At 67.2% G+C, this 22,717-nt stretch carries 22 protein-coding genes; 8 read left to right on the forward strand and 14 right to left on the reverse strand.

What is annotated here, in order from left to right; all coding sequences use genetic code 11:
* Nucleotides 1-15 precede the first annotated feature (15 nt).
* Entirely contained in the window at nt 16-1,302 is a 1,287-nt protein-coding gene (locus tag U4Y88_RS11405; protein ID WP_321783958.1) for an ATP-binding protein, read from the forward strand.
* A 105-nt stretch (nt 1,303-1,407) separates the two neighbouring features.
* Here U4Y88_RS11405 and U4Y88_RS11410 read toward each other — a convergent pair whose 3' ends face one another.
* The gene (locus U4Y88_RS11410) at nt 1,408-2,352 is read right to left on the reverse strand and encodes a glyoxylate/hydroxypyruvate reductase A (protein WP_321783959.1); all 945 of its coding nucleotides are present in this window, start codon (nt 2,350-2,352) and stop codon (nt 1,408-1,410) included.
* Nucleotides 2,349-2,762, reverse strand: coding sequence for a VOC family protein (locus U4Y88_RS11415; protein WP_224013301.1), 414 nt, complete (start codon nt 2,760-2,762; stop codon nt 2,349-2,351). Before U4Y88_RS11415 ends, U4Y88_RS11410 begins: the two co-directional genes overlap by 4 nt.
* A 116-nt stretch (nt 2,763-2,878) precedes the next feature.
* On the opposite strand from U4Y88_RS11415, the gene U4Y88_RS11420 reads away from it, so the two are divergent.
* The 4 genes from U4Y88_RS11420 (at nt 2,879) to U4Y88_RS11435 (ending at nt 7,291) form a co-directional block, all read left to right on the forward strand.
* The gene (locus U4Y88_RS11420; RefSeq protein ID WP_321783960.1) at nt 2,879-3,736 is read left to right on the forward strand and encodes a LysR family transcriptional regulator; all 858 of its coding nucleotides are present in this window, start codon (nt 2,879-2,881) and stop codon (nt 3,734-3,736) included.
* A gap of 228 nt (nt 3,737-3,964) precedes the next feature.
* Nucleotides 3,965-4,858 carry an ABC transporter substrate-binding protein gene (locus tag U4Y88_RS11425; RefSeq protein WP_321783962.1) on the forward strand — a complete coding sequence of 298 codons (894 nt, stop codon included), beginning with the start codon at nt 3,965-3,967 and terminating at the stop codon, nt 4,856-4,858.
* A gap of 205 nt (nt 4,859-5,063) precedes the next feature.
* The gene (locus U4Y88_RS11430; RefSeq protein WP_415774424.1) at nt 5,064-6,227 is read left to right on the forward strand and encodes a porin; all 1,164 of its coding nucleotides are present in this window, start codon (nt 5,064-5,066) and stop codon (nt 6,225-6,227) included.
* A 71-nt stretch (nt 6,228-6,298) separates the two neighbouring features.
* The gene (locus U4Y88_RS11435) at nt 6,299-7,291 is read left to right on the forward strand and encodes a threonine/serine dehydratase (protein ID WP_310633194.1); all 993 of its coding nucleotides are present in this window, start codon (nt 6,299-6,301) and stop codon (nt 7,289-7,291) included.
* A gap of 79 nt (nt 7,292-7,370) precedes the next feature.
* Here U4Y88_RS11435 and U4Y88_RS11440 read toward each other — a convergent pair whose 3' ends face one another.
* From U4Y88_RS11440 to U4Y88_RS11470, 7 genes are read right to left on the reverse strand one after another with little or no spacing between them, the layout of a single operon-like run.
* On the reverse strand, nt 7,371-8,636 hold the full coding sequence (locus U4Y88_RS11440; protein ID WP_321783966.1) for a glutamine amidotransferase-related protein: 1,266 nt from the start codon (nt 8,634-8,636) through the stop codon (nt 7,371-7,373).
* Nucleotides 8,637-8,673: 37 nt separating this feature from the next.
* On the reverse strand, nt 8,674-9,903 hold the full coding sequence (locus U4Y88_RS11445) for a pyridoxal phosphate-dependent aminotransferase (protein WP_224013307.1): 1,230 nt from the start codon (nt 9,901-9,903) through the stop codon (nt 8,674-8,676).
* 46 nt (nt 9,904-9,949) lie between these two features.
* Nucleotides 9,950-11,125 carry a Xaa-Pro peptidase family protein gene (locus tag U4Y88_RS11450; protein WP_321783968.1) on the reverse strand — a complete coding sequence of 392 codons (1,176 nt, stop codon included), beginning with the start codon at nt 11,123-11,125 and terminating at the stop codon, nt 9,950-9,952.
* 20 nt (nt 11,126-11,145) lie between these two features.
* Nucleotides 11,146-12,261, reverse strand: coding sequence for a mandelate racemase/muconate lactonizing enzyme family protein (locus U4Y88_RS11455; RefSeq protein ID WP_321783970.1), 1,116 nt, complete (start codon nt 12,259-12,261; stop codon nt 11,146-11,148).
* Nucleotides 12,258-13,457 (reverse strand): M20 family metallopeptidase, encoded by a 1,200-nt coding sequence (locus U4Y88_RS11460; protein WP_224013310.1) that lies wholly within the window; start codon nt 13,455-13,457, stop codon nt 12,258-12,260. The genes U4Y88_RS11455 and U4Y88_RS11460 overlap by 4 nt, the downstream gene beginning before the upstream one ends.
* Nucleotides 13,458-13,471: 14 nt before the next feature.
* Entirely contained in the window at nt 13,472-14,221 is a 750-nt protein-coding gene (locus U4Y88_RS11465) for an amino acid ABC transporter ATP-binding protein (RefSeq protein WP_310633188.1), read from the reverse strand.
* A 10-nt stretch (nt 14,222-14,231) separates the two neighbouring features.
* Nucleotides 14,232-14,954 carry an amino acid ABC transporter permease gene (locus U4Y88_RS11470; RefSeq protein WP_321783972.1) on the reverse strand — a complete coding sequence of 241 codons (723 nt, stop codon included), beginning with the start codon at nt 14,952-14,954 and terminating at the stop codon, nt 14,232-14,234.
* A 195-nt stretch (nt 14,955-15,149) separates the two neighbouring features.
* On the opposite strand from U4Y88_RS11470, the gene U4Y88_RS11475 reads away from it, so the two are divergent.
* The 3 genes from U4Y88_RS11475 to U4Y88_RS11485 all read left to right on the forward strand — a co-directional run bounded on the left by U4Y88_RS11475 (nt 15,150) and on the right by U4Y88_RS11485 (nt 18,844).
* Entirely contained in the window at nt 15,150-16,115 is a 966-nt protein-coding gene (locus U4Y88_RS11475; RefSeq protein ID WP_224013313.1) for a GntR family transcriptional regulator, read from the forward strand.
* A gap of 253 nt (nt 16,116-16,368) precedes the next feature.
* The gene (gene serC, locus U4Y88_RS11480; RefSeq protein WP_321783974.1) at nt 16,369-17,463 is read left to right on the forward strand and encodes a 3-phosphoserine/phosphohydroxythreonine transaminase; all 1,095 of its coding nucleotides are present in this window, start codon (nt 16,369-16,371) and stop codon (nt 17,461-17,463) included.
* Nucleotides 17,456-18,844, forward strand: a complete 1,389-nt coding sequence (locus U4Y88_RS11485) for a tetratricopeptide repeat protein (protein WP_321783976.1) — start codon at nt 17,456-17,458, stop codon at nt 18,842-18,844. Before serC ends, U4Y88_RS11485 begins: the two co-directional genes overlap by 8 nt.
* Nucleotides 18,845-18,894: 50 nt before the next feature.
* On the opposite strand, the gene U4Y88_RS11490 is transcribed toward U4Y88_RS11485, so the two are convergent.
* The 5 genes from U4Y88_RS11490 to U4Y88_RS11510 are packed head-to-tail and all read right to left on the reverse strand — an operon-like array spanning nt 18,895 to nt 22,708.
* Complete coding sequence (locus U4Y88_RS11490) at nt 18,895-19,200, reverse strand: hypothetical protein (protein ID WP_224013316.1); 306 nt, start codon at nt 19,198-19,200, stop codon at nt 18,895-18,897.
* A 53-nt stretch (nt 19,201-19,253) separates the two neighbouring features.
* The gene (locus U4Y88_RS11495; protein WP_321783978.1) at nt 19,254-20,741 is read right to left on the reverse strand and encodes an alginate export family protein; all 1,488 of its coding nucleotides are present in this window, start codon (nt 20,739-20,741) and stop codon (nt 19,254-19,256) included.
* 5 nt (nt 20,742-20,746) lie between these two features.
* The gene (locus U4Y88_RS11500) at nt 20,747-21,700 is read right to left on the reverse strand and encodes a glyoxalase (RefSeq protein ID WP_321783980.1); all 954 of its coding nucleotides are present in this window, start codon (nt 21,698-21,700) and stop codon (nt 20,747-20,749) included.
* A gap of 43 nt (nt 21,701-21,743) precedes the next feature.
* Nucleotides 21,744-22,475: a YoaK family protein gene (locus U4Y88_RS11505; RefSeq protein ID WP_321783982.1), complete on the reverse strand. Its 732-nt coding sequence runs from the start codon at nt 22,473-22,475 to the stop codon at nt 21,744-21,746.
* Nucleotides 22,457-22,708, reverse strand: a complete 252-nt coding sequence (locus U4Y88_RS11510) for a DUF1427 family protein (RefSeq protein ID WP_321783984.1) — start codon at nt 22,706-22,708, stop codon at nt 22,457-22,459. Before U4Y88_RS11510 ends, U4Y88_RS11505 begins: the two co-directional genes overlap by 19 nt.
* Between the last annotated feature and the right edge of the window lie 9 nt (nt 22,709-22,717).

Below are 22,717 nucleotides of genomic sequence, written 5' to 3' on the forward strand. Positions count from 1 at the left end.
AAAGGGGTGACCGCCGTGTTCGTTCGGATCGTGCTGCTATCGATTGCGTCGCTGATGCTGGTGCAGGTCGGCTTGCGCCAGTTCGATGCGGGCGCGCCGTTCATGTCCGGCGACGCCGCCTTCGATCACGCATCCAGCGCGTCCGCCGCCTGGCAGGACGACCTCGGCGCCGATCTTTCCGCCTCCGCCGAATCCACGGGCATCGCGCCGCGCGTGTCGATCCGTCCGCATATCGTCGATTTGCGCGCGAGCGTGAAGCCGCGTCTGCGCGACGCCGTGTGGGAAGCCGACGCCGCCCTCGCCGCGGCCAGCCGCGACGCGACCGCGCATTGCACCACGGCCCTCTCGTGCATGCAGGCGTTCGCGCGCTCGATCGACGCGCGCCTCAACGCGGACTTCGCCGCGCGCTTCGCGGCGCTTGCGCTGGCCGTCGGCGCGTGTCTGTTCGCGCTGCGCGCCTGGTGGCTGCGCCGCATCCGCGACGATCTGCGCGAATTGACGGCGGCCTTGCGCGCGTCGACGTGCTGCGCGGCGTCCGTCACTTCCACGACTTCATCGGCGTCCGCGCCTTCGGCCCCGCCCGCGTTCGACAGCCTGCGCGAACTGCACGGCCTGGCCCGCGCGCTCGGCGATCTGCTGTGCCGCCGCAGCGGCGCCGCTCAGGATCGCTCCACGACCTTCCCCGCCTTTCTGCGCCAGATCGAAACGCACGCGGCGCGGCTGCGCGCCTATGCGATGAACGGGGCGCGCTGGAATCTGCGTGTCGCGCTCGTCGAGGACATCGATCTCTTTCAGGACCTCGCGCGCCAGTTCGCCGATACGGCGGGCGGCGGCGCGAATCATGCGCCCGTGGGCGTCGAAGCCTATTTGAAGGACCGCTTCATCTACGGCGCGAACGCCAGCGATGCGCGCATCGTGCTGCATCTCGAAGCGGGCGACGCGTTCGAATTGCCGCGCACGGCGCTCGTGCGTCTCGTCGATAACCTCGTGGGCAACGCGCTCGCGCACGGCGCGCCGCCGGTCGAAATCTGCACGGCGCGCGGCCCGCGCTCGTGGACCTTGAGCGTGCGCGATCACGGCACGGGCGTCGGCGCGAATCTGCCCGACGAGGGCGCGCTGGCCGCGCCGTCGCTCGCCGCGCGCGCCGCGAGTCTCGGCCTCGGCAAGCACTGGGGCATGGGCATCTCGATCGTGCGCCGCCTCGCGCGCCTGTGCAACGCGAAGCTCAAGATCGGCGATCACCCGGAAGGCGGTTTGTGGGTGCGCGTGATCGTGCCGATGGACAAGGCGCAGCGCGCGTAAAAGAACAATGCAAACACAGCGGGCCGGTCGAAGCATCAAGCTCGACCGGCCCGCTGCGCATTGCGCGAACGTTCAGCGAACGCCCAGTTAACGCTCAGTTAGCGTTCAATACCCGCGCGCCGCATCCACGCAAGGCGGAATCGCCCCGCTTTCGCGATACGCCGCGATATTGGCCGCCACGATGCGCGAGGCCGTCGAGCGGTCGGTCGGCGCGGAGATATGCGGCAGCACCGTCACGCGCGGATGCGCCCAGTGCCAGCTTTCAGCGGGCAGCGGCTCGGTGGCGAACACATCGAGCACCGCATGCGTGAGCGCCTCGCGATCGAGCGCCGCGCGCAAGGCCGTATCGTCGACGATCGGGCCGCGCGCGAAGTTGATCAGCGACGCGTGTGCGGGCAATTGCGCCAGCCGTTTCGCATCGACGATCCCCGCCGTCTGCGGCGTCAGCGGCAGCAGGCACACGAGGATATCGGTCTCTCCGAGCATCGCCGCCAGTTCGTCCTCGCCCGCATGACACTGCACGCCGTCGATCGCCTTGCGCGTGCGGCTCCAGCCGCGCACCTTGAAACCCGCCGCGAGCAGACGCCGCGCCGCCGCCTCGCCCAGCGCGCCCAATCCCAATAGCGACACCGTCTTGTCCTGCGCCCGCACGTAATCCTGCGCGCGCCACGTGCGCGCCGCCTGCTGCGCCGCGTAGCGCGGCATGTCGCGATGCAGATAGTAGGTCCACGCGAGCACGGCTTCGGCCATCGTGTCCGCGAGTTGCGGATCGACGAGGCGCACGATCTGCAACTGCATGTCGGCGAGATCGGCGACGAGGCGCTCGACGCCCGCCCACACGCTATGCACCCAGCGCAGATTCGGCAGCCGACGCAAGTCCTCGGGACGCGGATTCGCGACGATCGCGACCGTGCATTGCGCGCGCTCGGCCTCGCTCATGTCGTCGAGCGCGACGAGCGTTTCCTGCGGCATCGCCGCCTGCAACGCGGCCCGCCACTGCGCCGTGAACGCGTAATCGGGATGCGTGATGAACGGCAGCACGCGCCTCATTTCGCGTACACCTTGCCGAGATTCGCGAAGCCCTTCACCTCGATGGGATTGCCGCACGGATCGAGAAAGAACATCGTGGCCTGCTCGCCGGGCTGGCCTTCGAAACGCATCGTCGGCTCGATTACGAATTCGAGTCCGCTCGCGCTCAGGCGGTCGGCGAGCGCGCGCCAGTCGGGCATGTCCATCACGAGGCCGAGATGGGGCATCGGCACCCAGCGGTCGCCGACGCGCCCCGTGTTCGTGACCGGAAACGGCTCGCCCAGATGCAGCGAAATCTGATGGCCGAAGAAGTCGAAATCGACCCACGTGTCGGTGCTGCGGCCTTCCTGGCAGCCGAGCAGATCGCCGTAGAAGGCGCGCGAGGCGTCGAGATCGCGGACGTGATAAGCGAGGTGAAAAGCGGTGTGCATGAGCGTTCCAGTAGCAGAAGGAAGCGGGACGAAAGCGGGAAAGAATGGAAGCGAGCGTAGCAGCGCGACTTCAAAAGAGATAGCATGGATTTTTTTATGCATCGAAAGGAAAACTTTTGGAAACGCGCTATCTCAAGAGCCTGATCGCCATCGTCGATTGCGGGTCGATCGCCGACGCGGCGCGCACCGAGCACGTCACGGCGGCCGCGATGGGCCAGCGCGTGCAGGCGCTCGAACGCGAACTCGGTTTTGCGCTGCTGTCGCGGCGCGGCCACACGGCGCAGCCCACGCCCGCGTGTCTCGCGCTGCTGCCGCGCGCGCGCCGTCTGGTGCGCGACGCGGCCCTGCTCGGCGGCGACGCCGATCGCGACGGCCTGAGCGGCACGCTGCGGGTCGGCGCGATTTCCACGGCGCTCACCGGCATGCTGCCCGCCGCGCTGCGCGCGCTCACACGCGACGCGCCGAAGGCCCGGCTCGCCATCGCGCCCGGCACCTCGCAGAGCCTGTTCCAGCAGTTGCAGGCGGGCCAGATCGATGCGGCCATCACGGTCGCGCCGCCGTTCGACTTGCCGAAAACGCTGCGCGCCACCGCGCTGCGCCGCGAACCGCTCGTCATGCTCGCGCCCAAGAAAGCGCGCGGCACGCCGCTCGCACTGCTGGCCGAGCGGCCCTATATCCGCTACGACCCGAACGCGTGGGGCGGCCGCTTCGCCACGCGCTGGCTCGCCGATCAGGGTGCGGAACCGGCCGTGCTCTGCGACCTCGACGCGCTCGAAGCCATCGCGATGCTGGTCGCGGACGGCATGGGCGTCGGGCTCGTGCCGCGCTGGTCGGGCATCGAGCGTTTCGCGGGCGATTGCCGCGTGATCGCGCTGCCGGGCGCGGCCTATGAGCGCGAGATCGTGCTGCTCGCCGACGCCGATCCCGAGCGTCCGAACCTGCTCGCCGCGCTGGCCAAAACGCTCGCGCAGTAGCCGGCGCAGCGTGTGTGCGCCTGCACGCGATTGTTCTTTTCTGCGGCCCGCTATGTACAACTGTGCGATAAAAATACAAACCACCGCGCGCGCTTCGCATAAAAAATTCATGTGATTTCAAGGCCACACGAGGACGGGTTTTTAAATTCTCGCTTGACGTGCATTTTTCACGTTTGTATAAATTTGTACAACTCAAGCAAAACACGATTCCCGCCAACAGGACCCGCCATGAACGCACGCTTGCCCTTTTTCTCTTTTTCCGCCCTTTCCGCTGTCCGCGCCGTTCCCGTTCTTCCGGCCCTCGTGGCCTCCGCCGCGCTGTGCTGCGCGCTCGCCGCGCCCGCCGCGTCGGCGGCCGACGCTGTCAAAACGCTCGATTCGGGCAAGCTGACCTACGGCGTCGCGGCCACCTTCGCGCCGTTCGAATTCACGCGCAGCGGCGCGCTGACCGGCTTCGACATCGACCTCGCGCAAGCCGTCGCCAAGGAGATGAAGCTCGAACCCGCGCCGCAGAACATGCAGTTCAGCGGCCTGATTCCGGCGCTGCAAGGCGGCCGCATCGACCTGATCAATTCGGCGATGTACATCACGCCCGCCCGCAGCGCGCAGGTCGATTTCGTGCCCTATCTGCGCGTGGGCGACCGCATCATCGTGCAGCAGAGCAATCCCGCGAAGATCACGGGCCGCGACGACTCGCTGTGCGGCAAGAACGTGGCCGTCACGCTCGGCGGCATCGAGGAAACCTACGCGCGCGCCGACGCCAAACGCTGCACGGCGGAAGGCAAGACCGCGCCGAACGTCATGACGCTGCCGACCGCGCAGGACGCCGCGCTGAGCCTGCGCCAGGGCCGCGCCGACGCGATCTACAACTCCACGCCCGGCACCGTGCAATTGCTCGCCGAAGTGCCCGACACGTACAAGGCCGTCGGCCCCGAATTCGAGCAGACCACCACGATCGGCTTCGCCGTCGCGAAGGGCAACACGGCGATGGCGGGCGCGCTCAAGGACGCGCTCGCGAAAGTGGTCGCGCAAGGCACCTATCGTCAGTTGATCGCGAAGTGGAAGCTGCCTGCTTCCGTGTCGATTTTCGACGGTGCGAGCAACGTCGCAAAGGCCGACTGACCGACGCGCCTCGCGCGCGCTGCGTCTCCTTTCTGTTTCGTTTCGCTGGTTTGCGTTGACGGTTCCGGGGCGGCCTCGCCGCTCCGGCGGGCGCGCTCGCGCCTGCTCGCCCTGACACCTCGACGTTCGCTTTATCGCTTCTCTCGCTTTTATCCGCCGCACGCTTCTCGCTCACGACCTCAATCACAATTATTTCGTACAACAGATGAACCTCATGAAAGCACGACTCGCACTCACCGGCGCGGTACTCGCCGGCGCCAGCATCGGCAGCGCACACGCGCAAAGCAGCATCACGCTCTACGGCATCGTCGATGCGGGCATCAGCTATCTCAAGACGAACAACGGCAACCGCTTCAGCCTGCTGAGCGGCGGCCTCTCGGGCAATCGCTGGGGTCTCAAGGGCAGCGAAGATCTCGGCGGCGGTCTGAAGGCGATCTTCCAGCTCGAATCGGGCTTCGCGATCGGCACCGGCAAGTCGCTGCAAGGCAGCCGCGAATTCGGCCGTCAATCGTTCGTGGGGCTCTCGGGCGACCGTTGGGGCTCGCTCGTCGCGGGCCGCATGTACGATCCGATCGTCGATCTCGTGCAGCCGCTCACCGCCGACGGCGCAGGCGGCAGCGTGCCCTTCGCCACGCCCGGCGACGTCGACAACAACGACTTCAGCGCGCGCGTCTCGAACGCCGTGAAGTACACCTCGCCGAACTTCGGCGGGCTTCAGTTCGAAGCGCTCGCCGCGCCCGGCGGCGTGGCCGGTTCGCTCGGCCAGGGCTACACGCTCAGCGCCGCCGCGCTCTACGCGAACGGCCCGCTCAAGCTCGCGGCGGGCTACTTCCAAGCGGCCAACGCGAATGCGTCGACGGGCGCGCGCACCGGCTGGACCAGCGCCACCACCGACGCCCTCTTCGAAGGCGGCTCGATCAACACCGCCTACCAGAGCGCCCACGTGCTCGGCATCGCCCAGGCGGCGGCGCAGTACCAGCTCGGCGCCTTCCTGCTCGGCGCGGGCTACAGCAACGCGCGCTACACCGCCGACGGCGAATCGACCTTCGCGCACACGCAGCACTACAACACCGGCCGCGTGTACGCGTTCTACCGCGTCTCGCCCGCGCTGCGCTTCGGCCTCGGCTACATCTTCACCGACGCGAGCGGCGACGCCTCCGCGCGCTACAACCAGGTGAGCACGGGCGCGTTCTACACGCTCTCCAAATCCACCGACGTCTACGCCACCGCCGCCTTCCAGCACGCGAGCGGCGAGCAGCGCACGAGTTCGGGCGCGCTCCAGGACGCGCGCGCGACGATCTCGTCGTATGGCGTGGACGGCACCAGCACGCAGGCGATCGTGACGGTCGGCCTGCGGCATCGTTTCTGATCCGGTTCACGCCGGATCGCCTGGCGCGGCGGACCGCACGCGTTCGCCGCGCGTTCATCGAGGATCGCAACATGTTGTCTTTTCAGACCCCCGCCGCCCGCGACGTGCTCGACGCCGCCGCGCGCCTGCACAACGTCGCCGTCGACACGCCGCTCGTGCGGTCGGATCTGCTCGACGCGCTCACGGGCGCGCGCGTGGTCGTCAAGCTCGAATCGCTGCAACACACGGGCGCGTTCAAGTTTCGCGGCGCCTATAACTGCCTCTCGCGGCTCGACCGCGCGCTCTGTCCCGACGGCGTGGTCGCCTACTCGACCGGCAATCACGGCCAGGCGATCGCCACGGTCGGGCGCATGCTCGGCCTGCCGACCACCGTCGTGATGCCGTCGAATGCGCCTGAAAACAAGGTCGAAAAAGCGCGGCTCGCGGGCGCGCGCATCGTGCGCTACGACCGCGAGCGGCAAAGCCGCGAAGAAGTGGCCGCCGAACTCGCGCGCGAAGGCCGCTATACGGTCGTGCCGCCCGGCGATCATCATCATGTGATCGCGGGCCAGGGCACGGTCGCGCTCGAATCGCTGGAGCGCCTGGGCGCGGCGGAAGTCGATGCGATCGTCGTGCCCTGCGGCGGCGGCGGACTCGCGGCGGGCACCTGTCTCGCCGTCGAGGCGGCGGGCTCGCACGCCGAAGTCTGGGCCGCCGAACCGGCGAGCTTCGACGACACGCGCCGCTCGCTCGCCTCGGGCGCGCGCGAAACGAATCCGGCCGGACGCGTGTCGATCTGCGACGCGCTGCTCGCGCCCGTGCCCGCCGAACTGCCGTTCTCGATCAACCGTTCGCGCCTCGCGGGCGCGCTCGTCGCCGACGACGAGGCCGTGCGCCGCGCGATGGCGTTCTGTTTCGAAGCGTTCCGCGTGGTGGTGGAACCTGGCGGCGCAACGGCGCTCGCCGCGATGATGGCCGATCCGGCCGCGTCGGCGCTGCGCGGCAAGCGCGTGCTGGTGGTCGCGTCGGGCGGCAATGTGGACGCGGAATTGTTTGCGTCGGCGCTTGCATCGCAGGTCGCGTAAGCGCTGAGTCGTCGCGGAATGTGAAAACGGCGCGCCGACATGGCGCGCCGTTTGTGCGTGCGCGATAAATGCAATACGTTCAGCGCTCGCGCGCCGCCTTCAACCACGCAAGCAGCAACGGATGCGCCGCGCCCTCGCGCGACGACAATTCCGGGTGCCCCTGCATGCCCGCGAAGAACGGATGATCGCGCGCCTCGATCGCATCGGCGATTTCGCCACTCGCATCGCGCGCGGCAATCGTCACGCCGACACGCGCCAATGGCGCCTCCAGCGAACCTTCAAGCCGATAGCGATGATTGCAGCGAATCGCCGCTTGCGTGCCACCGAGCCAATGCGCGAGCAGCGAATCGTGTGTAAGCGCGATGGTCTGCACGCCCGCGCGATGCACGAGTACGCCGTCGCTGGATTCGCGGATCGGCACGAAGCTCGCCACGCGCGCATGCGGTTCGGCTTCGCGCATGCCGATGTCGTCGCGTTCGAGCGCCACGCGGGCGAGCGCCGTCGCCATCGACTGCATGCCGAGACAGAGCCCGACGATCGGCACGCGCGCGGCCCACGCAAAGCGCGCCGCCGCGATCTGCCCGGCGACGCGCGACATGTCCGCGCCGCCCGGCAGCAAGACGGCGTGCGCGCCGCGCAAGTGCTCCGCCACATTCGACGCATCGAGCGACTGCGCCGCGACGAAACGAACATCGATGTCGAGCGCGAGCGCATCGGCGGCGTCGCCGAGCGCGGCGAGTGTTGCCGGATATTGCTCGCGTTGCTCGCTTTCGCTGCCGATCAACGCGATCAAAAGCGAAGCACCCGCCTCGCTCGAAGGCGCTTGCGCTTGCATATCGGCATCGGCGTCGCGCCATCGGCCGAAGCGGTCTTGCATGGCGGCATCGTGCAGCGTCTGATACTGATCGATCACGCACGCAACGGACGACGCGCGCGCGACCGCATAGCGCATCAACGCCACGCCTTCGCGTTCGGCGCGCGTCGCGAACGCCTCGCGCAATGCCGCAAACTCGCCGTTCGCCGGATGCACGGGCACGACCACGTCGCCGTGCCGCGCGCGCGTCACGATCTCATCGATATCGAGTTCGCCCTGCACGCCGCCGGGACACGCGCGGTCGCGCCAGAGCAAGCCGCTCGCGACCAGCGCGCCCTGCGTGCAGACGTGCTGCACGGCGTCGGGAAAACGCGCGGTATCGAAACGCGCGGGCAGATGCGCGAACCCCACCTCGCGCGCCGCCGAACCCGCGCCTGCGGTCAGCCGCTCCGCGAGTTGAGTCGCCAGCCGCGCCGCGAGCGCGCCATACTGCGCGGGCTCGCTCGCGGCGTCCTCGATCAGATGCAGCATCGTGCGCCGCCTGAAGTCGCGTGGTGACGGCGCGCGCTCATGCGCCCGCTTCCAGCGGCGCGAGCGTGAGCGTCGCGCACGCGGCTTCGATCCGGCGGCACGCTTCCTTCAGCGTCTCGACCGGCACCGCATACGCGATGCGCACGTGGTCCTCCACGCCGAACGCGCTACCGTGCACCACGCCCACATGCGCCGATTCGAGCAGCCACGTCGCCACCGCGAGATCGTCGCGCAGGATCGTGCCGTCGGGCGTGGTCGCGCCGATCAGGCCCGCGCAGTTCACGAACGCATAGAACGCGCCGTCGGCGGGTTCGCAATGCAGCCCCGCGCAGCGCGCGATGGTCGCGTTCACGAGATCGCGATTCGCGCGCAACTCCACGAGCCAGTCGTCGAGAAAGCTCAAGCCGCCGCGCAACGCCGCGACAGTCGCCGCCTGCGAAATCGTGCTCGGATTCGAGGTGCTTTGCGATTGCAGGATCTGCATCGCGCGCACGAGCCACGCGGGGCCGCCCGCGTAACCGATGCGCCAGCCCGTCATCGAATAGCCCTTCGAGACGCCGTTCACCGTGAGCGTGCGCTCGCGCAGACGCGGCTCGACTTCGGCCGGCGTGCTGAACGGGCCGCTGAAACGCACGTGCTCGTAGATGTCGTCGGCCATCAGCAGCACGTGCTCGTGATCGAGCAGCACGTCGGCGAGCGCACGCAACTCCTCGCGCGTGTAGACCGCGCCCGTGGGATTGTTCGGCGAGTTCAGGATCAGCCAGCGCGTTTTCGGCGTGATGGCCGCGCGCAGCGTCTGCGCGTCGAGCTTCCAGCCATTCGCGGGGTCGCCGCTCAGCACGCGCGCGCGGCCTTCGGCGAGCGCCACCATGTCCGGATACGACACCCAGTACGGCGCGCAGATCAGCACCTCGTCGCCGGGCGCGAGCGTCGCGAGCAGCGCGTTGAAGATCAACTGCTTCGCGCCCGTGCCCGCGATCACCTCATCCATGCCGTAACGCACGCCGTTCTCGCGCGCGAACTTCTCGACGATGGCCGCGAGCAGTTCGCTCGTGCCCGCCACGGCGGTGTATTTCGTGTCGCCGCGCTCGATCGCTTCAATGCCCGCGCGCTTGATATGCGCGGGCGTGTCGAAGTGCAATTCGCCTTCGCCGAGATTGATGACGGATTGCCCGGCGGCGAGCAGCTCCCGCACCTTGTCGGAGATCGCGGCCGTGGGCGAGGGACGCACGCGGCTCATGCGCGGCGCCAGTTGGGAAAAAGACATAGACACCTCTTGATACTTTGGACTGCGCACTAAACCGCGCGCGTAATCAGGCCGCGACGCGCAACAGCGGGCGCGCGATATTGCCGAGCGCGCGATAACCGGTCTCGGTCACCACCACGGTTTCGCTCACGCCCACGGTGAACTCGCCGTAGATGCGCAGCGCGGGCGGAATATGGAACGTCATGCCGGGGCGCAGCGACGTGGTCACGCCCGTGTAGAGACTCAGGATCGAGCCTTCGCCCCAGTCCGGTGCGAACGAAATGCCGACCGAGTAGCCGGTGCGCTTCTTGAAGTTGTCGGTGTAGCCCGCGCGGTCGATCACGGCCTGGCACGCGAGGTGCGGCGCTTCGCACGGCGCGCCCGGCACGATGGCGTCGAGCGCCGCCTGCAAGGCTTCCTGGCAGACCTTTTCCATGTCGAGCGCTTCGGGGCGCACTTCGCCGATCCACGCCGAACGCATCAGCGCCGCGTGATAGCGGTCGTGGCACGCGGCCATTTCGAGGAACGCGGGCGCGTTCGCTTCGAGCGCGCGGCGACGCCACGTGCCGTGCGGCACGCCGGTACGCGGACCGGCCGACACCAGCGGCTCCATGCCCACGTATTCCGAACCGGCCGCGATGGCCGCGCCCATCATCGCCGCGACCAGAGTGTTTTCGGTGTTGCCCACATGCACCGCGTCGAGGCCCGCGCGCATGCCCGCATCGACATAACTCGCGGCTTTTTCGAGCTTCGCGATTTCAGCGGGCGACTTCACCGCGCGCAACTGTTCGACCACGCCCGCCGCGTCCGCGATCGTGCCGAGCTTCGCGCCCAGCGCCTCGTAGACCGCAATCGGCAGGAACCAGCCGCGCTTGTCGATCGCCACGCGCTTGCCCGCGAGACCCTTCTGCTGGATCACGCGCACCAGCACGTCGACGGGATTGTCGCCATCGCCATACACCTGGGCATCCGAAATAAATGTGTTGGCGATGAAGTTGAAATATTCGAGCTGGCGAATCACGAACACGGGATCGCCCTCGACCGGCAGCACGAGCGCCTGAAACGTGTAGTAACCCGGCGTCTGCTGGCCCGTGAGATAGAAGATGTTTTCGGGGCCGGTCACGACCATCGCGTCGATCTGGTTGCTCGCGAGCAGCTCGCGAGCGCGCGCGACGCGATGCGCGTATTCGGCGGCCGTGAAGGCCGATTCGCTGCCCTGTGCGGGGCCCTGGTTGGCTTGCATGCTGTGTGTCCTTGTGTCGTTCAAAGTGTCGTGGTGAGGGCGGCGTCGAAGCTCACGCCCAGTCCGTGCGGGTCGGTGACGTTCACGCCGCCGTCGCGGTAGACGATGCCGCGCGCGGGGTCGTCGAGCAGGCCGTCCGCGCCGTAGAGTTCCGCCCAGCGCGGGCCGCATGCGCTGCACGCCTGGAGCGCGGCGGCCGTGGCGAGCGCGCCTTCGTTCATCTGGCCGATCATGAGCGCCACGCCTGCCGCCTGGAGCTTGCGCGCCGCGGCCACCGTCGCCGCGATGCCGCCGAGCTTGAGCAACTTCAGATGCGCGGCGACCGGCAAGCCCGCGAGCGCGCAAAGCGCGTCGATATCGGCGGACGATTGCAGGCTCTCGTCGAGCATCAGCGTGATCGGGCTCGCCCGCGCGACGTCGCGCAGCGCGTCCCAGTCGCCGGCCGCGATGGGCTGCTCGACGTACTCCACGCCGCGCGCGGCAAGCGCCGCGAAACGCGTCGCGCAATCTTCGGGCCGCCACTGCCCGTTCGCATCGACGGACAGCGTGATGCGTGCGCCGAAACGCGAATGCAGCAGGTCGATGCGGCGCAGGTCGTCGTCGAAATCCGCGACGCCCACGCGCAGCTTCAGTTCGCGAAAGCCGCGTTCGAGATACTGCGCGGCGCGTGCGAGCATGGCCTCGTCGCTGGACCAGAACAGCGTCTGGTTGCTGCGCCACGATGGCGCCTGCGCGCTCGCCGCCGCGCCATACAGCGCGGCCACGCTGATGCCGAGCTGACGCGCGCGCAAGTCGTGCAAGGCGCTGTCGATCAGCGTGCGGACCGGCGCGCTGTAAGGCGCGATCACTTCGCCGAGCGAAGCGAACAAGGCGTGCGCGCCGCGCGACCAGTCGATCTGCGCGAGCGCCGTACGCGCTTCGTCGACGATCTGCTCCGCCGTGTAACCGTTGAGATACGCGCAATTGATACGCACCTCGCCGGTGCCGAACCGCCCCGCTTCGTCGAGCCGCAGATAGAGCGCGTCGAGACTCGCCACGCTGCCCGACGACGCCGTATGTAGCACGAGCCCACCGCCGTAATGCAGCGCCGCGCGATGCAGGCTCGCGTGGATTGCGCCGAGCGCGGCGTCGCTCATTGCTCCGCCTTGAGCATGTCCAGCGCGACGTCGCGATAGATCAGGCTCGACGCGAGGAATTCGTCGATCGGCACGAACTCGTCGGGCTTGTGCGCGACTTCGAGCGTGCCCGGGCCGATCACCACGCCCGCCGCGCCCACGCTGCGGAAATGCACGAGATCGCAGCCGCCCTGGAAACCGAACGGACCCGGCTCGCTGTTGCCGTGCGCGCGGCATGCGGCGAGGCTCGCCTGCACGATGCGCGAATCGGCGGCGGTTTCGGTCGCGCCGCCCGTGGTCGGCTTGTATTCGAGCACTTCCGCGCGCACGCCGAAGCGCTCGCGCGCCGTTTCCAGCAGTTGCTCGATTTCGCGCTTGACGTCCTCTTCGAGTTCGCCGGGCACCATGCGGCGGTCGAGCAGCAGATCGCAGGCGCCGGGCACGACGTTATCGGCATGACCGCCGAACGCGCGCGTGACCGTGAGACTCGCGGAACCCACGAGCGGATGGCAGCGGCAACGCACTTCGTTTTCGTGATGACCTTCGACGAGCTTGAGCAGTTGCGCCGCGCGATAGATCGCGTTGTCGCCGAGATGCGGCGTGCCCGAATGCGCCGTCACGCCATGCACGCGCACGAGCGGACGCAGACTGCCCTTGTGCGCCGAGAACGTGGCGTTCGAAGTCGGTTCGCCGACCACGACGAAATCGACATGCGGACGGCTCGCCGCGTAGAACTTCGCGCCTTCGCTGGCGATTTCCTCGTCGGCGGTGAACACGCCGAGCAGCGTGCCCGACCAGCGCGAGCGGTCGGCGGCGAGCATGCGCATCGCTTCGAGCATGGCCGCGAGCGGGCCTTTCGCGTCGCACGAACCGCGTCCGTAGAGACGGCCATCGGCTTCGCGCAGCACGAACGGATCGGACTGCCAGCCCGTGCCGGCGGGCACCACGTCGAGGTGCGTGTTGAACGCGAAGGTCGGGCCCGGCCCGTTTTCGAGGCGCGCCATCACGTTGGCGCGGCCCGGCTTGTATTCGCTCAGCGAGAGATCGAAGCCCGCTTCCTCAAGCAGACGATGCACGAGTTGCGCGGCCTCGATCTCGCGCCCCGGCGGGTTCTCGGTATTGATGCCGACGAGCGCGGCGAGATCGCGCTTCATGCGCGCGAGATCGGGTTGTGTGGCGGATGTAGCGGAAGACGGCGTGGAAAGAATCGCGGACATGCAGGGGGCTCCGGTCAATGCAGGATCTGGTCGAGAAAGCGGCGCGCGCGCTCGTGCGTCGCGCCGCCGAAGAACTGTTCGCTGGACTCGGTGAGAATCACCTCGCCCGCTTCCATGAAAACGATGCGGTCCGCCGCGCGGCGCGCGAAACCCATCTCGTGCGTGACGACGAGACTCGTCATGCCTTCGGCGCTAAGCTCGGCCATCACCTCGGTGACTTCGCTCACCATCTCGGGATCGAGCGCCGACGTCGGCTCGTCGTAGAGCATGACCTTGGGCTTCATCGCCAGCGCTCGCGCGATCGCCACGCGCTGCTGCTGGCCGCCCGAAAGCTGGTCGGGATAGTGATCGGCGCGCTCGCGCAGATGCACCTTGTTGAGCAGCGCGAGCGCGAGATCGTGCGCGTCGAGCCGCGAGACGCCCGCCACCGACATCGGCGCGAGCATGATGTTTTCGATCGCCGAAAGATGCGAGAACAGTTCGAAGTTCTGGAACACCATGCCGATCTGCTGGCGCACCTGATGCACGCGCTTGAGTTCGCGCGTGAGGTCGCGGCCTTCGAACAGGATGTTGCCGGCGTCGACGGATTCGAGCAGGTTCACGCAGCGCAGCAGCGTGGATTTGCCCGAGCCCGACGGCCCGACGATCACGATGGTTTCCTTCGGTGCGACTTCGAGCGAGCAGCTTTTGAGCACCTGGGTGCCGCCATAGCTCTTGTCGATGCGGTGAATCTTGAGAAGCGGCGAAGCGGGTACGGTCGACATGAACAAGCCTTTAGCGGACGACGGGTTGCGAGACGCCGAGCAGACGTTCGGCGAAGGACGTGCGGCGCACGCTGGTCTTGCGGCGACGGTTCAGCGCGCGCTCCATCCAGCCTTGCAGCAGCATGAACAGCGTCGTGAACGCGAGGTAATAGATGCCGGCGGCGCTCAGCGCCTCCAGATAGCGGAAGTTCGCGCTGGCCGCCTGATTCGCGACGAGCAGCAGTTCCTGCACGGCGATCACCGAGACCAGCGCGCTCAGCTTGAGCATGCCGATCATCTGGTTGCCGATAGGCGGCAGCACCACGCGCAGCGCCTGCGGCAGCACGATATGGCGGAACACCTTCGCGCCGCTCATGCCGAGCGCGAAGCCCGCCGTGCGCTGGCCCTGCTTCACCGCGTGCAGGCCCGAGCGGAAGATCTCGGACATGAACGCGCCTTCGTTGAGCGAGAGCGCGAGCACGGCGCACACGAAGGCGCTGAAGCGGATGCCGAACGACGGCAGCACGTTGTAGATGAAGATGATCTGGAATAGCACCGGCGTGCCGCGGAACAGCCACAGATAGAGGAACGTGAAGGTCCGCGCGACGCGATTGCGCGTGCCTTGCAGCAGCGCCAGCACGAGGCCGATCAGCATTCCGCACAGCAGGGAAACGACGGTGATCGCCAGCGTCATGGCCGCGCCGCGCACGAAATCGGCCGAGATGAGGTAGTCGAACAACAGGGATAGAGACATTCGCAAACTCCGTTCTTTGCATCACGTTTGTTTCAATTGTCTCAATTTATACAAACGACAAAAACACGGGTCAAGCGATAAAAAAGCCCTCTTGCATGGTTTTTTTTGGCGAGCGAGGATGTTTGTGCCCTCTTTGTGGCACCCAGAATTTGTATTTTTTGTTATTCTTCCGCCATCGATTGGAGGAATGCGGAAATGATCAAGCGCCCGGGCAAAGCCGCCCATGTGCTGGCCAAACAGATCATCGACTTGATTCAGGAAGCGCACTTCGAGGTCGGGCATCATCTGCGCGAGCAACAGCTCGCGGATCTGCTCGGCGTCTCGCGCACGCCCGTGCGCGCGGCCATGGCGCTGCTCGAATCGTTTGGCGTGATCGAGTCGCGCGAGAACCGTGGTTTCTTTCTCGCGAAGCCCGCCGACGGGCTGCATCGCATCGAACTCGAACTGCCCACCTCGGGCGACGAAGACCTGTACAACCGCCTCGTCACCGACCGGCTCGCGGGCACGCTGCCCGCCTCGCTCACGCAGACCGACATCTGCCAGCGCTACGGCGTCGACCGCATGACGATGACGCGCGCGCTCTCGCGGCTATCCGAAGACGGCCTCATCGTGCGCAACAAGGGGCATGGCTGGAGCTTTCAGCCGTCGCTCGATACCGCGCTCACGCTCAAGAGCAGTTACGACTTCCGTCTCACGATGGAACCGGCGGGCCTGATGCTCGCCACCTTCTCCGCCGACCGCTCGGCGCTGGAGCGCTGCAAGCGCGAGCATCTGTTTCTGCTCTCGCAACTGGGCGGCGAGAACGTCACGCCGCGCCAGGTGTTCGACACCGACGCGAACTTTCACGAAATGCTCGCGGAGTACAGCGGCAACGTGTTCATGCATCAGTCGATGCAGCAGCAGAACCGCTTGCGCCGCCTGCTGGAATTTCAGGGCTATGTGAACCGCAAGCGCATTCGCGAGTGGTGCAACGAGCACATCGAGATCATCGACGCGATTCTCTCGGGCGATATGGAAGCCGCCGCGTCGCGCATGCACGAGCATCTGCGCCACGCGTATCACACAACGGGCGCGGCCGATGCGAACGTGAAGCCTGCAACGAAGGCGGCGGCCAAACCCGCGGCCAAGGCGGCGCGCGCGAAGAAACCCGTGACGGCCTGAGCACGCGCGCGGGCTTCAGGCGCCACGCGGGCAATGCGTGCAATGCGCCTGAAAGCCTCAGATTACAGTTCTGAATATTACTGAAAGGCTGCGGAAATCCACATCCGCGAAATTGGCGTACGTTTGCCCCTTTGCTCCGCTCCTCATCGCGGCGTCATGCTTGTTAGGCTTGAGCGTCACTGAAACTGGCGTCTGAAGCGCACCTCCGCGCTTTAACGCGCCGCTGAACACACGCTCCGACGCCCGACGCCCGATGAAGTCCAACGCTCTCAATTTTTCCGGCGGTCCCGGCGCATTGCCGGCCGCCGTGCTCGACGCCACGCAGACCGCCATCGCCGCCTTGCCCGAAACGGGCCTGTCCGTGCTCGGCATGAGCCATCGCTCGGACTGGTTCGTGCAGATCGTCGACGAAGCCGAACGCAATCTGCGCGCCCTGCTCGGTTTGCCCGACCGCTACGAGATCTCGTTTCTGCAAGGCGGCAGCAGTCTGCTGTTCGCGACGATTCCGCTGAACTTCGCGACGCGCGCGTTCGCGCCGCCCGACTACGTCAACTCCGGCTACTGGAGCCGCCGCGCGAGCAGCGAAGCGAAACGCGTAGGCGCGTGCCGCGTGGTGTGGGACGGCGCGCCGTCGAGCTTTCGCGAGTTGCCGTCGCTCGACCGGCTCGCCGTCGCGCCGAGCGCCGCGTATCTGCATTACGTGTCGAACGAAACCGTCGAAGGCTTGCAGTTCGCCGCGCCGGACACCACGCCGCGCGTGCCGCTGATCGCCGATATGTCGTCGGACTTTCTCTCGCGTCCCGTCGACGCGGGGCGCTACGGCATGATCTACGCGCACGCGCAAAAGAATCTCGGCCCGGCGGGCGTGACGGTCGCGCTGATCGACCGCGAGCTGCTCGCGCGCATTCCCGACGGCCTGCCGCAGATTCTCGACTTGCGCACGCAGATCGAGCATCGCTCGAACTACAACACGCCGCCCGTGTTCGCGATCTACGTGCTCACGCTGGTCACGCGCTGGCTGCGCGAGACCGTTGGCGGACTCGATGCGATGCAGCGCATCAACGAAGCGAAATCGACGCGGCTCTACGACACGCTCGACGCGATGCACGATGTGGTCGACGTGCACGCGCTCAAGCCGTGGCGCTCGCAGATGAACGCGGCCTTCACGTTCCGCGATGCGCGTCTCGACCGCGCGTTCCTCGACTTCGCGGGCGAGCGCGGCATGGTGGGACTGGAAGGCCATCGCTCGATTGGCGGACTGCGCGCGTCGATCTACAACGCGGTCACGCTGGAAGCCGTCGACACGCTCTGCGACGCGCTGCGCGAATTCGGAGCGCGTCATGGCTGATGTGCTCATCGCGAGCGAAGCGGATTCGATTGAAGCGCTCTCGCAAGCGCTCGACGCCGCGCCGCTCGATATCGGCCTGCATACGCGCATGCTCGCGGCCCTGCGCGCCGCGCAAGATCTCGCGGGCAGCGCGGCGCATGAACTGGCGCTCGCGGCCTTTGGCCTCCTCGGCGCGACGCACGGCGATCAGCCCACGGATCAGCACGCCCTGGTGCTCTACAACATCGCGACGGTCTACGCGATGAACGGACGGCGCAAGGACGCGATCCGCTGGTATCGGCATACGCTGCGAGTCGATCCTGCGCTCGCCATCGCACATCAGAATCTGGCCGCGACGCTCGACCGCGAAGGACTCGCCGACGAAGCGCGCGTGCATCGCGAACGCGCGTACCGGCTGCAACGCGTGTTCGTCGATCCGGCGATCAGTGCGGAGCAATTGCGCGTGCTGATATTGGGCGTGGGCCAAGGCACCGGCAACGTGCCGATCGACGCGCTGCTCGACGCGCAAACGACCACGCGCATCCGCTACGCGATCGATTGCGCCGACGAAGCGGAAGACGCGCAGTTGCCGCCGCATGACGTGGTGTTCAATGGCATCGGCGACGCCGACGTGGCCGCACGCACGCCCGAACTCGCCGCGCGTCTCGCGCGTTTCGCGGCGCGTTGCGAACGGCCGCTGCTCAATGCGCCGGAAGCGATTGGGCGCACGCATCGTCATCGGCTGGAGACGTTGCTCGACGGTGTGCCCGATGTGATCGTGCCGCGCTGCGTGCGCTTCGATGAACGTCCGTCGAACGTGGATGAGCTCGCGGCGCACCTCGCGCAAGCGAAGCTCACGCTACCGCTCTTGCTGCGCCCGCTCGCCGCGCACGGCGGCGAAGGCGTAACGCTGCACGCGTCGATCGAGTCGCTGTGGCATGCGCTCGCCGATGTCGATGCGCCCTGCTATCTCACGGCCTTTCACGATTTCCGCGCCGCCGACGGGCATTACCGAAAATACCGCACGCTATTCGTGGCAGGCGAGCCGTATCCCTACCATCTCGCCATTTCGCGTCACTGGATGGTCCACTACTTTTCCGCCGAGATGGCCGGGAATCCGTGGAAGCTCAACGAGGAACAGCACTTTCTCGCCGACCCGCGCGCAGCGCTCGGCGAGCGCGCGAACGATGCGATCCGCGCGATCGGCGAGCGGCTCGGGCTCGCTTATGGCGGTGTCGATTTCACGCTCACGGCCGATGGCCGCGTGCTCGTGTTCGAAGCGAACGCGACCATGCTCGCGCATCGCGAAACGCCGCACGGCCCGTTCGCGCACAAGAACCGCACCATCGAGCGGATCATCGACGCCTTCGGGCGCATGCTGCGCGACGCGGGCGCGCGTTAATGCGCTAACGCACCAAAGCATTCACGCATTGACGCATTAACGACGCCCTCTCACCAGAATTGCGGCAGCACGAGCGCGCTCGTCTTCGGCGCGCTCTTGCGGCGTCGGTGCAGTTTCACCTGCGTCTGCGCGATGCCGCTCCACGCCTGCTCCGCACGGCGCACGGCGCAATCGAACGATTCGTCCTCGACCGTGCAGCGGTTATCGACCGTGATCTGCCAGCCCTGACGCGTACGCGTGCAGCGCACGCGGTCGTCCTCCATCAGATCGGCGTACCAGCGCCAGACGCGTGCGTCATCGGCGTTTGCGCGCGCGGCGGCGGACAGCCGCGCGACTTCGAGATTATGCGTCGACATGACCATCTCGTTCCCCTGTTTTCATTACGCTCAACGGTTCCATCGTCAATCCGTCACCAGCCGAATTTCGCTTCGACGCCGACATAATCGGCATTGCGCGCGCCCAAGGCGCGCAGCGAATCGCCCACGTTGAAATGCACGGCTTCGAGCGCGAGCGCCACGTTGTCGTTGACGATCCAGTCGGCGCGCACCTGCGCATACATGCCGGTCCAGCTATTGCCCTTGCCCGCCGTGCCCGGCACCGTCGCCATGCCCTGGCCGTAGACCGCGTCGGCGGTCGTTTCGCGCCACTGGAAACCGAGCGCGGTCAGCAGCGTGAGCTTCGGCGTGATCTTGAAGGTCAGCGACGGCTTCACGTGAATCAGGTTGCTATAGCCGGTGTAGCCCGCGAGCGTGAAGTAATAGCCGTTCGGAAACAGCGGATTGAACGTGCCCACGTGGCCGTCGCCGGGATGCCGGTCGCCGGACGCGCCATCGACCTGCAAGCCCACGCGCGGCGTGCCCGGCAGCGCCGCGAGCGTATAGCCGCCCAGCGCGCCGAACGCCCACGCGCTGACCGCGCTCGCGCCCACGTGACCGGTCTGGAGCATCGTTTCCACGTCCCAGTCGAACGGCGCCGATTTGCCCGCGTAGCGCGCATCGAACACATCGCGCCGCTCGTTGCCGCTCGCGTCGATGAAGCGCGCGTTGTCACGCTCGTAGCGCGACCAGTACGCCGAGAGATCGCCGGGGCCGAGACTCGCGCGCTCGACGCGCACGCCGTCGAAGGTCAGATGACCGTTGGAGACATCGTCGAAGGTCGAGTCGTCGCGATACTGCACCGGCTGCGTCAGATAGCCGATGAAGCGCCATTTGCCGATCTCGTAGTCGGCCCAGAGCGCGTCGAAGGCCTGGCGCACGTTCGGGCCGTCGCGCACGGACACGAAGCGCTGCAAGTCGAACGCCATTTCCTGACGCCCGACGCGCGCCTTGAACGTGCCGCCGCCCACGCCGTAGACGAACGCGACGAACGCCTGTTCGATGTCGAGCGGATTCTTGTCGACGGGTGTGACGGAGTCCTTACCATAGGGACGCGCGTCTTCAAGCTGAAAAAACGCCTGGACGTGTTCGCCGAAACGCGCATCGGCATGCACTTCGGCGCGCTGGATCAGCCAGCTATCCGGTTTGTTCGCACCGAGGCCGAACAGCGGCGTGTTGTTCAGTTCGAAGCGCTCGCGCAGATTCGCGCCGAGCGAGAGATACCACGACGGGTCGCTCGACAGCGGAATGTACTTGAGCGTATCGAGCGGCTTGCGCGGCACACACGGATTCGCGAGCGCGCCCCAGTCTTCCTGCCAGCGGTTGAACGACGGGATCGGGCGCTGCGCGTTGCAGGCCGCAGCACTCGAAGCCGAAGCCGACGCAGAAGCCGCCTGCGCGTCCGTACTCGTCGCATTCGCCGCATTCGCCGCGCCCGCGTGCAGCCCGGCGAAGGCGGCGCCCGCGAGCGCCGCGCGCCGCCATCCCTGCGCCTCGCGGCGCGATCTCTTGCTCGTGCGCATGCTGCTTACTTCGCGCGCTGATGCAGTTCGGCCACGTAGCCGCCGGGGAACTCGACCATCGCCGTGCGCCCTTCCACGTTCTGCGCGACGGGCACCAGCACCTTCACGCCGGCGGCCTGCGCCTTGGCGAGCGTGGCGTCCAGATCGGGCACGTCGTAGCCGGTGGTTTCGCGGCCATACGGGTAAGGCAGCTTGCCGTCCGTCACGAACACGAGCATGTTGCCGAAGCCCGATTGCAGACGCACGCGGCGAATCGTTTCGCCCGGCTTGCCGATCTCGGCGCCGTCCGCGCGATGATTATCGGAGACGATCTTGCCGTGCGAGAAGCGCAGGAATCGCTTGATGAAGTTCTGCGCTTCGTACTTCGAAACATACACGCGGTTGTCCGGCACGTATTCGAGCGGCGCATACGACGGCGCCTTCGTGTGCCAGTAAAGCTGCATCGTCAGACCGCCCGGCCACTGGATGATGGCGTCCTTGCCGATCGGATCGTCGAACGATTCGACCAGCACGTCGGCGCCCGCCGCGCGCGCGGCGCGCACGGCCTTGTCGATATCGGTGACCAGATAGCCGGTGCGCTCGTTGCCGAACGGGTAGGGAACCGGCGTCTGGAACGCGAACACCGAGAGCATGCCGACCGGCGTCTGCACGTATTGCGACGCGGTCTTGCTCGGCGTCGGCGTGACCGTGAAGACGGCGCGCGGCGACGCCTTGCCGCCGAAGGTCGCGAGGAAGCTGTTGACGAACGCGTCGATGTCGTCGTTGGCGACGTAGACGTGCGTGGTGTCGTATTGCGGACCGACCGAGACGACCGGCGACTGCGCGGCTTGCGCGGCGTGCGCGGATTGCGGATATTGCGCGTCGTCGGCGAAGGCGCTCGACGCGGGCAGCATGACGCCCAGCGCCGCAAGCGCGACGACGAGCGTGCGCAGGGGTCGTTGAAATGCGGAAAGATTCACGTAGTGCTCCTGATGAAAAAGCGAAACGATAAGGCGTAGAGATTCAGGCGGCGGATTCGACAGGCTCCGCGCGCCACGCCGATGCGGCCAGCGCGGCGAGCAGCGCGAGCGGCACGATCAGCGCCCAGAACGAGGCGCTGAGCCAGCCGAGCGCTCCGCCGCCCGCGCCCAGCGCGAACGCGAGCACCGGCGGCAGCGTGCGGGCGAGCCGCTCGCGCGTATCGGCGCGATCCACCTGCGCGCGGCCCGGAAACAGCAGATCGAATACGTCGATCACGGCCTGCGTGACGTTGCCGGTCATCACCGTGTTGGCGACCACGCTGCGCGACGCGAGCCGCGCATGCGCGTTCTGCACGCCCATGCCCGCCGCGCCGAGCAGGCCGCAGACGATCGTGAGCGGCGCGTCCGCATTCGTGATCGGCGCGGCCAGCACGCCCGCGATCATGAACGCGGCGAGCAGCGCGATCTGCAAGGTGTACAGGCCGCCCGCGCGCGTGCCGTGCGCCGCATCGCGCAGCGCGTTGTCGAGCACGCGCGCCGCCACGATGCCCGCGATAAAGGCCGGAAACGCGAGCCACTTGATCAGCAGCCCGCTGCCCGCGCCTGCGAGCCCCGAGCCGATCAGAATGAAATTGCCGGTGACGTGCGCCGTGAACAGCCCGAACAGCGCGACGAAGCCGAGCGTATCGACATAGCCCGCGACGAACGCGAGCGCGACGTTCTCGCCGCGCAACGGCGCGAGCACGGCGGCGGGATTCAAGGCTCGTTGCTGCATGACGTTTGCGCCGCGGCGACGGTGGTGGTCGGGTTGACTGGCTGTGATTGTGATTGCGTCTGCGCCACGGGCTGTTTCAGTTGCGCCTGCACGAACGGAATCGCGTGCTCGCCGATCACGATGCCGAGCAGGCCCGCGAGCGCGATCAGCGGCGGCGCGGGCGACTGCACCCGCGAAAAGTAATAGAGGAGACCGACCACGAGGCCCGCTCCCAACGAAATCAGATACGACATGATTGCTTC

The sequence above is a fragment of the Paraburkholderia sp. J94 genome (assembly GCF_905220285.1).
Classification (GTDB): domain Bacteria; phylum Pseudomonadota; class Gammaproteobacteria; order Burkholderiales; family Burkholderiaceae; genus Paraburkholderia; species Paraburkholderia tropica_A.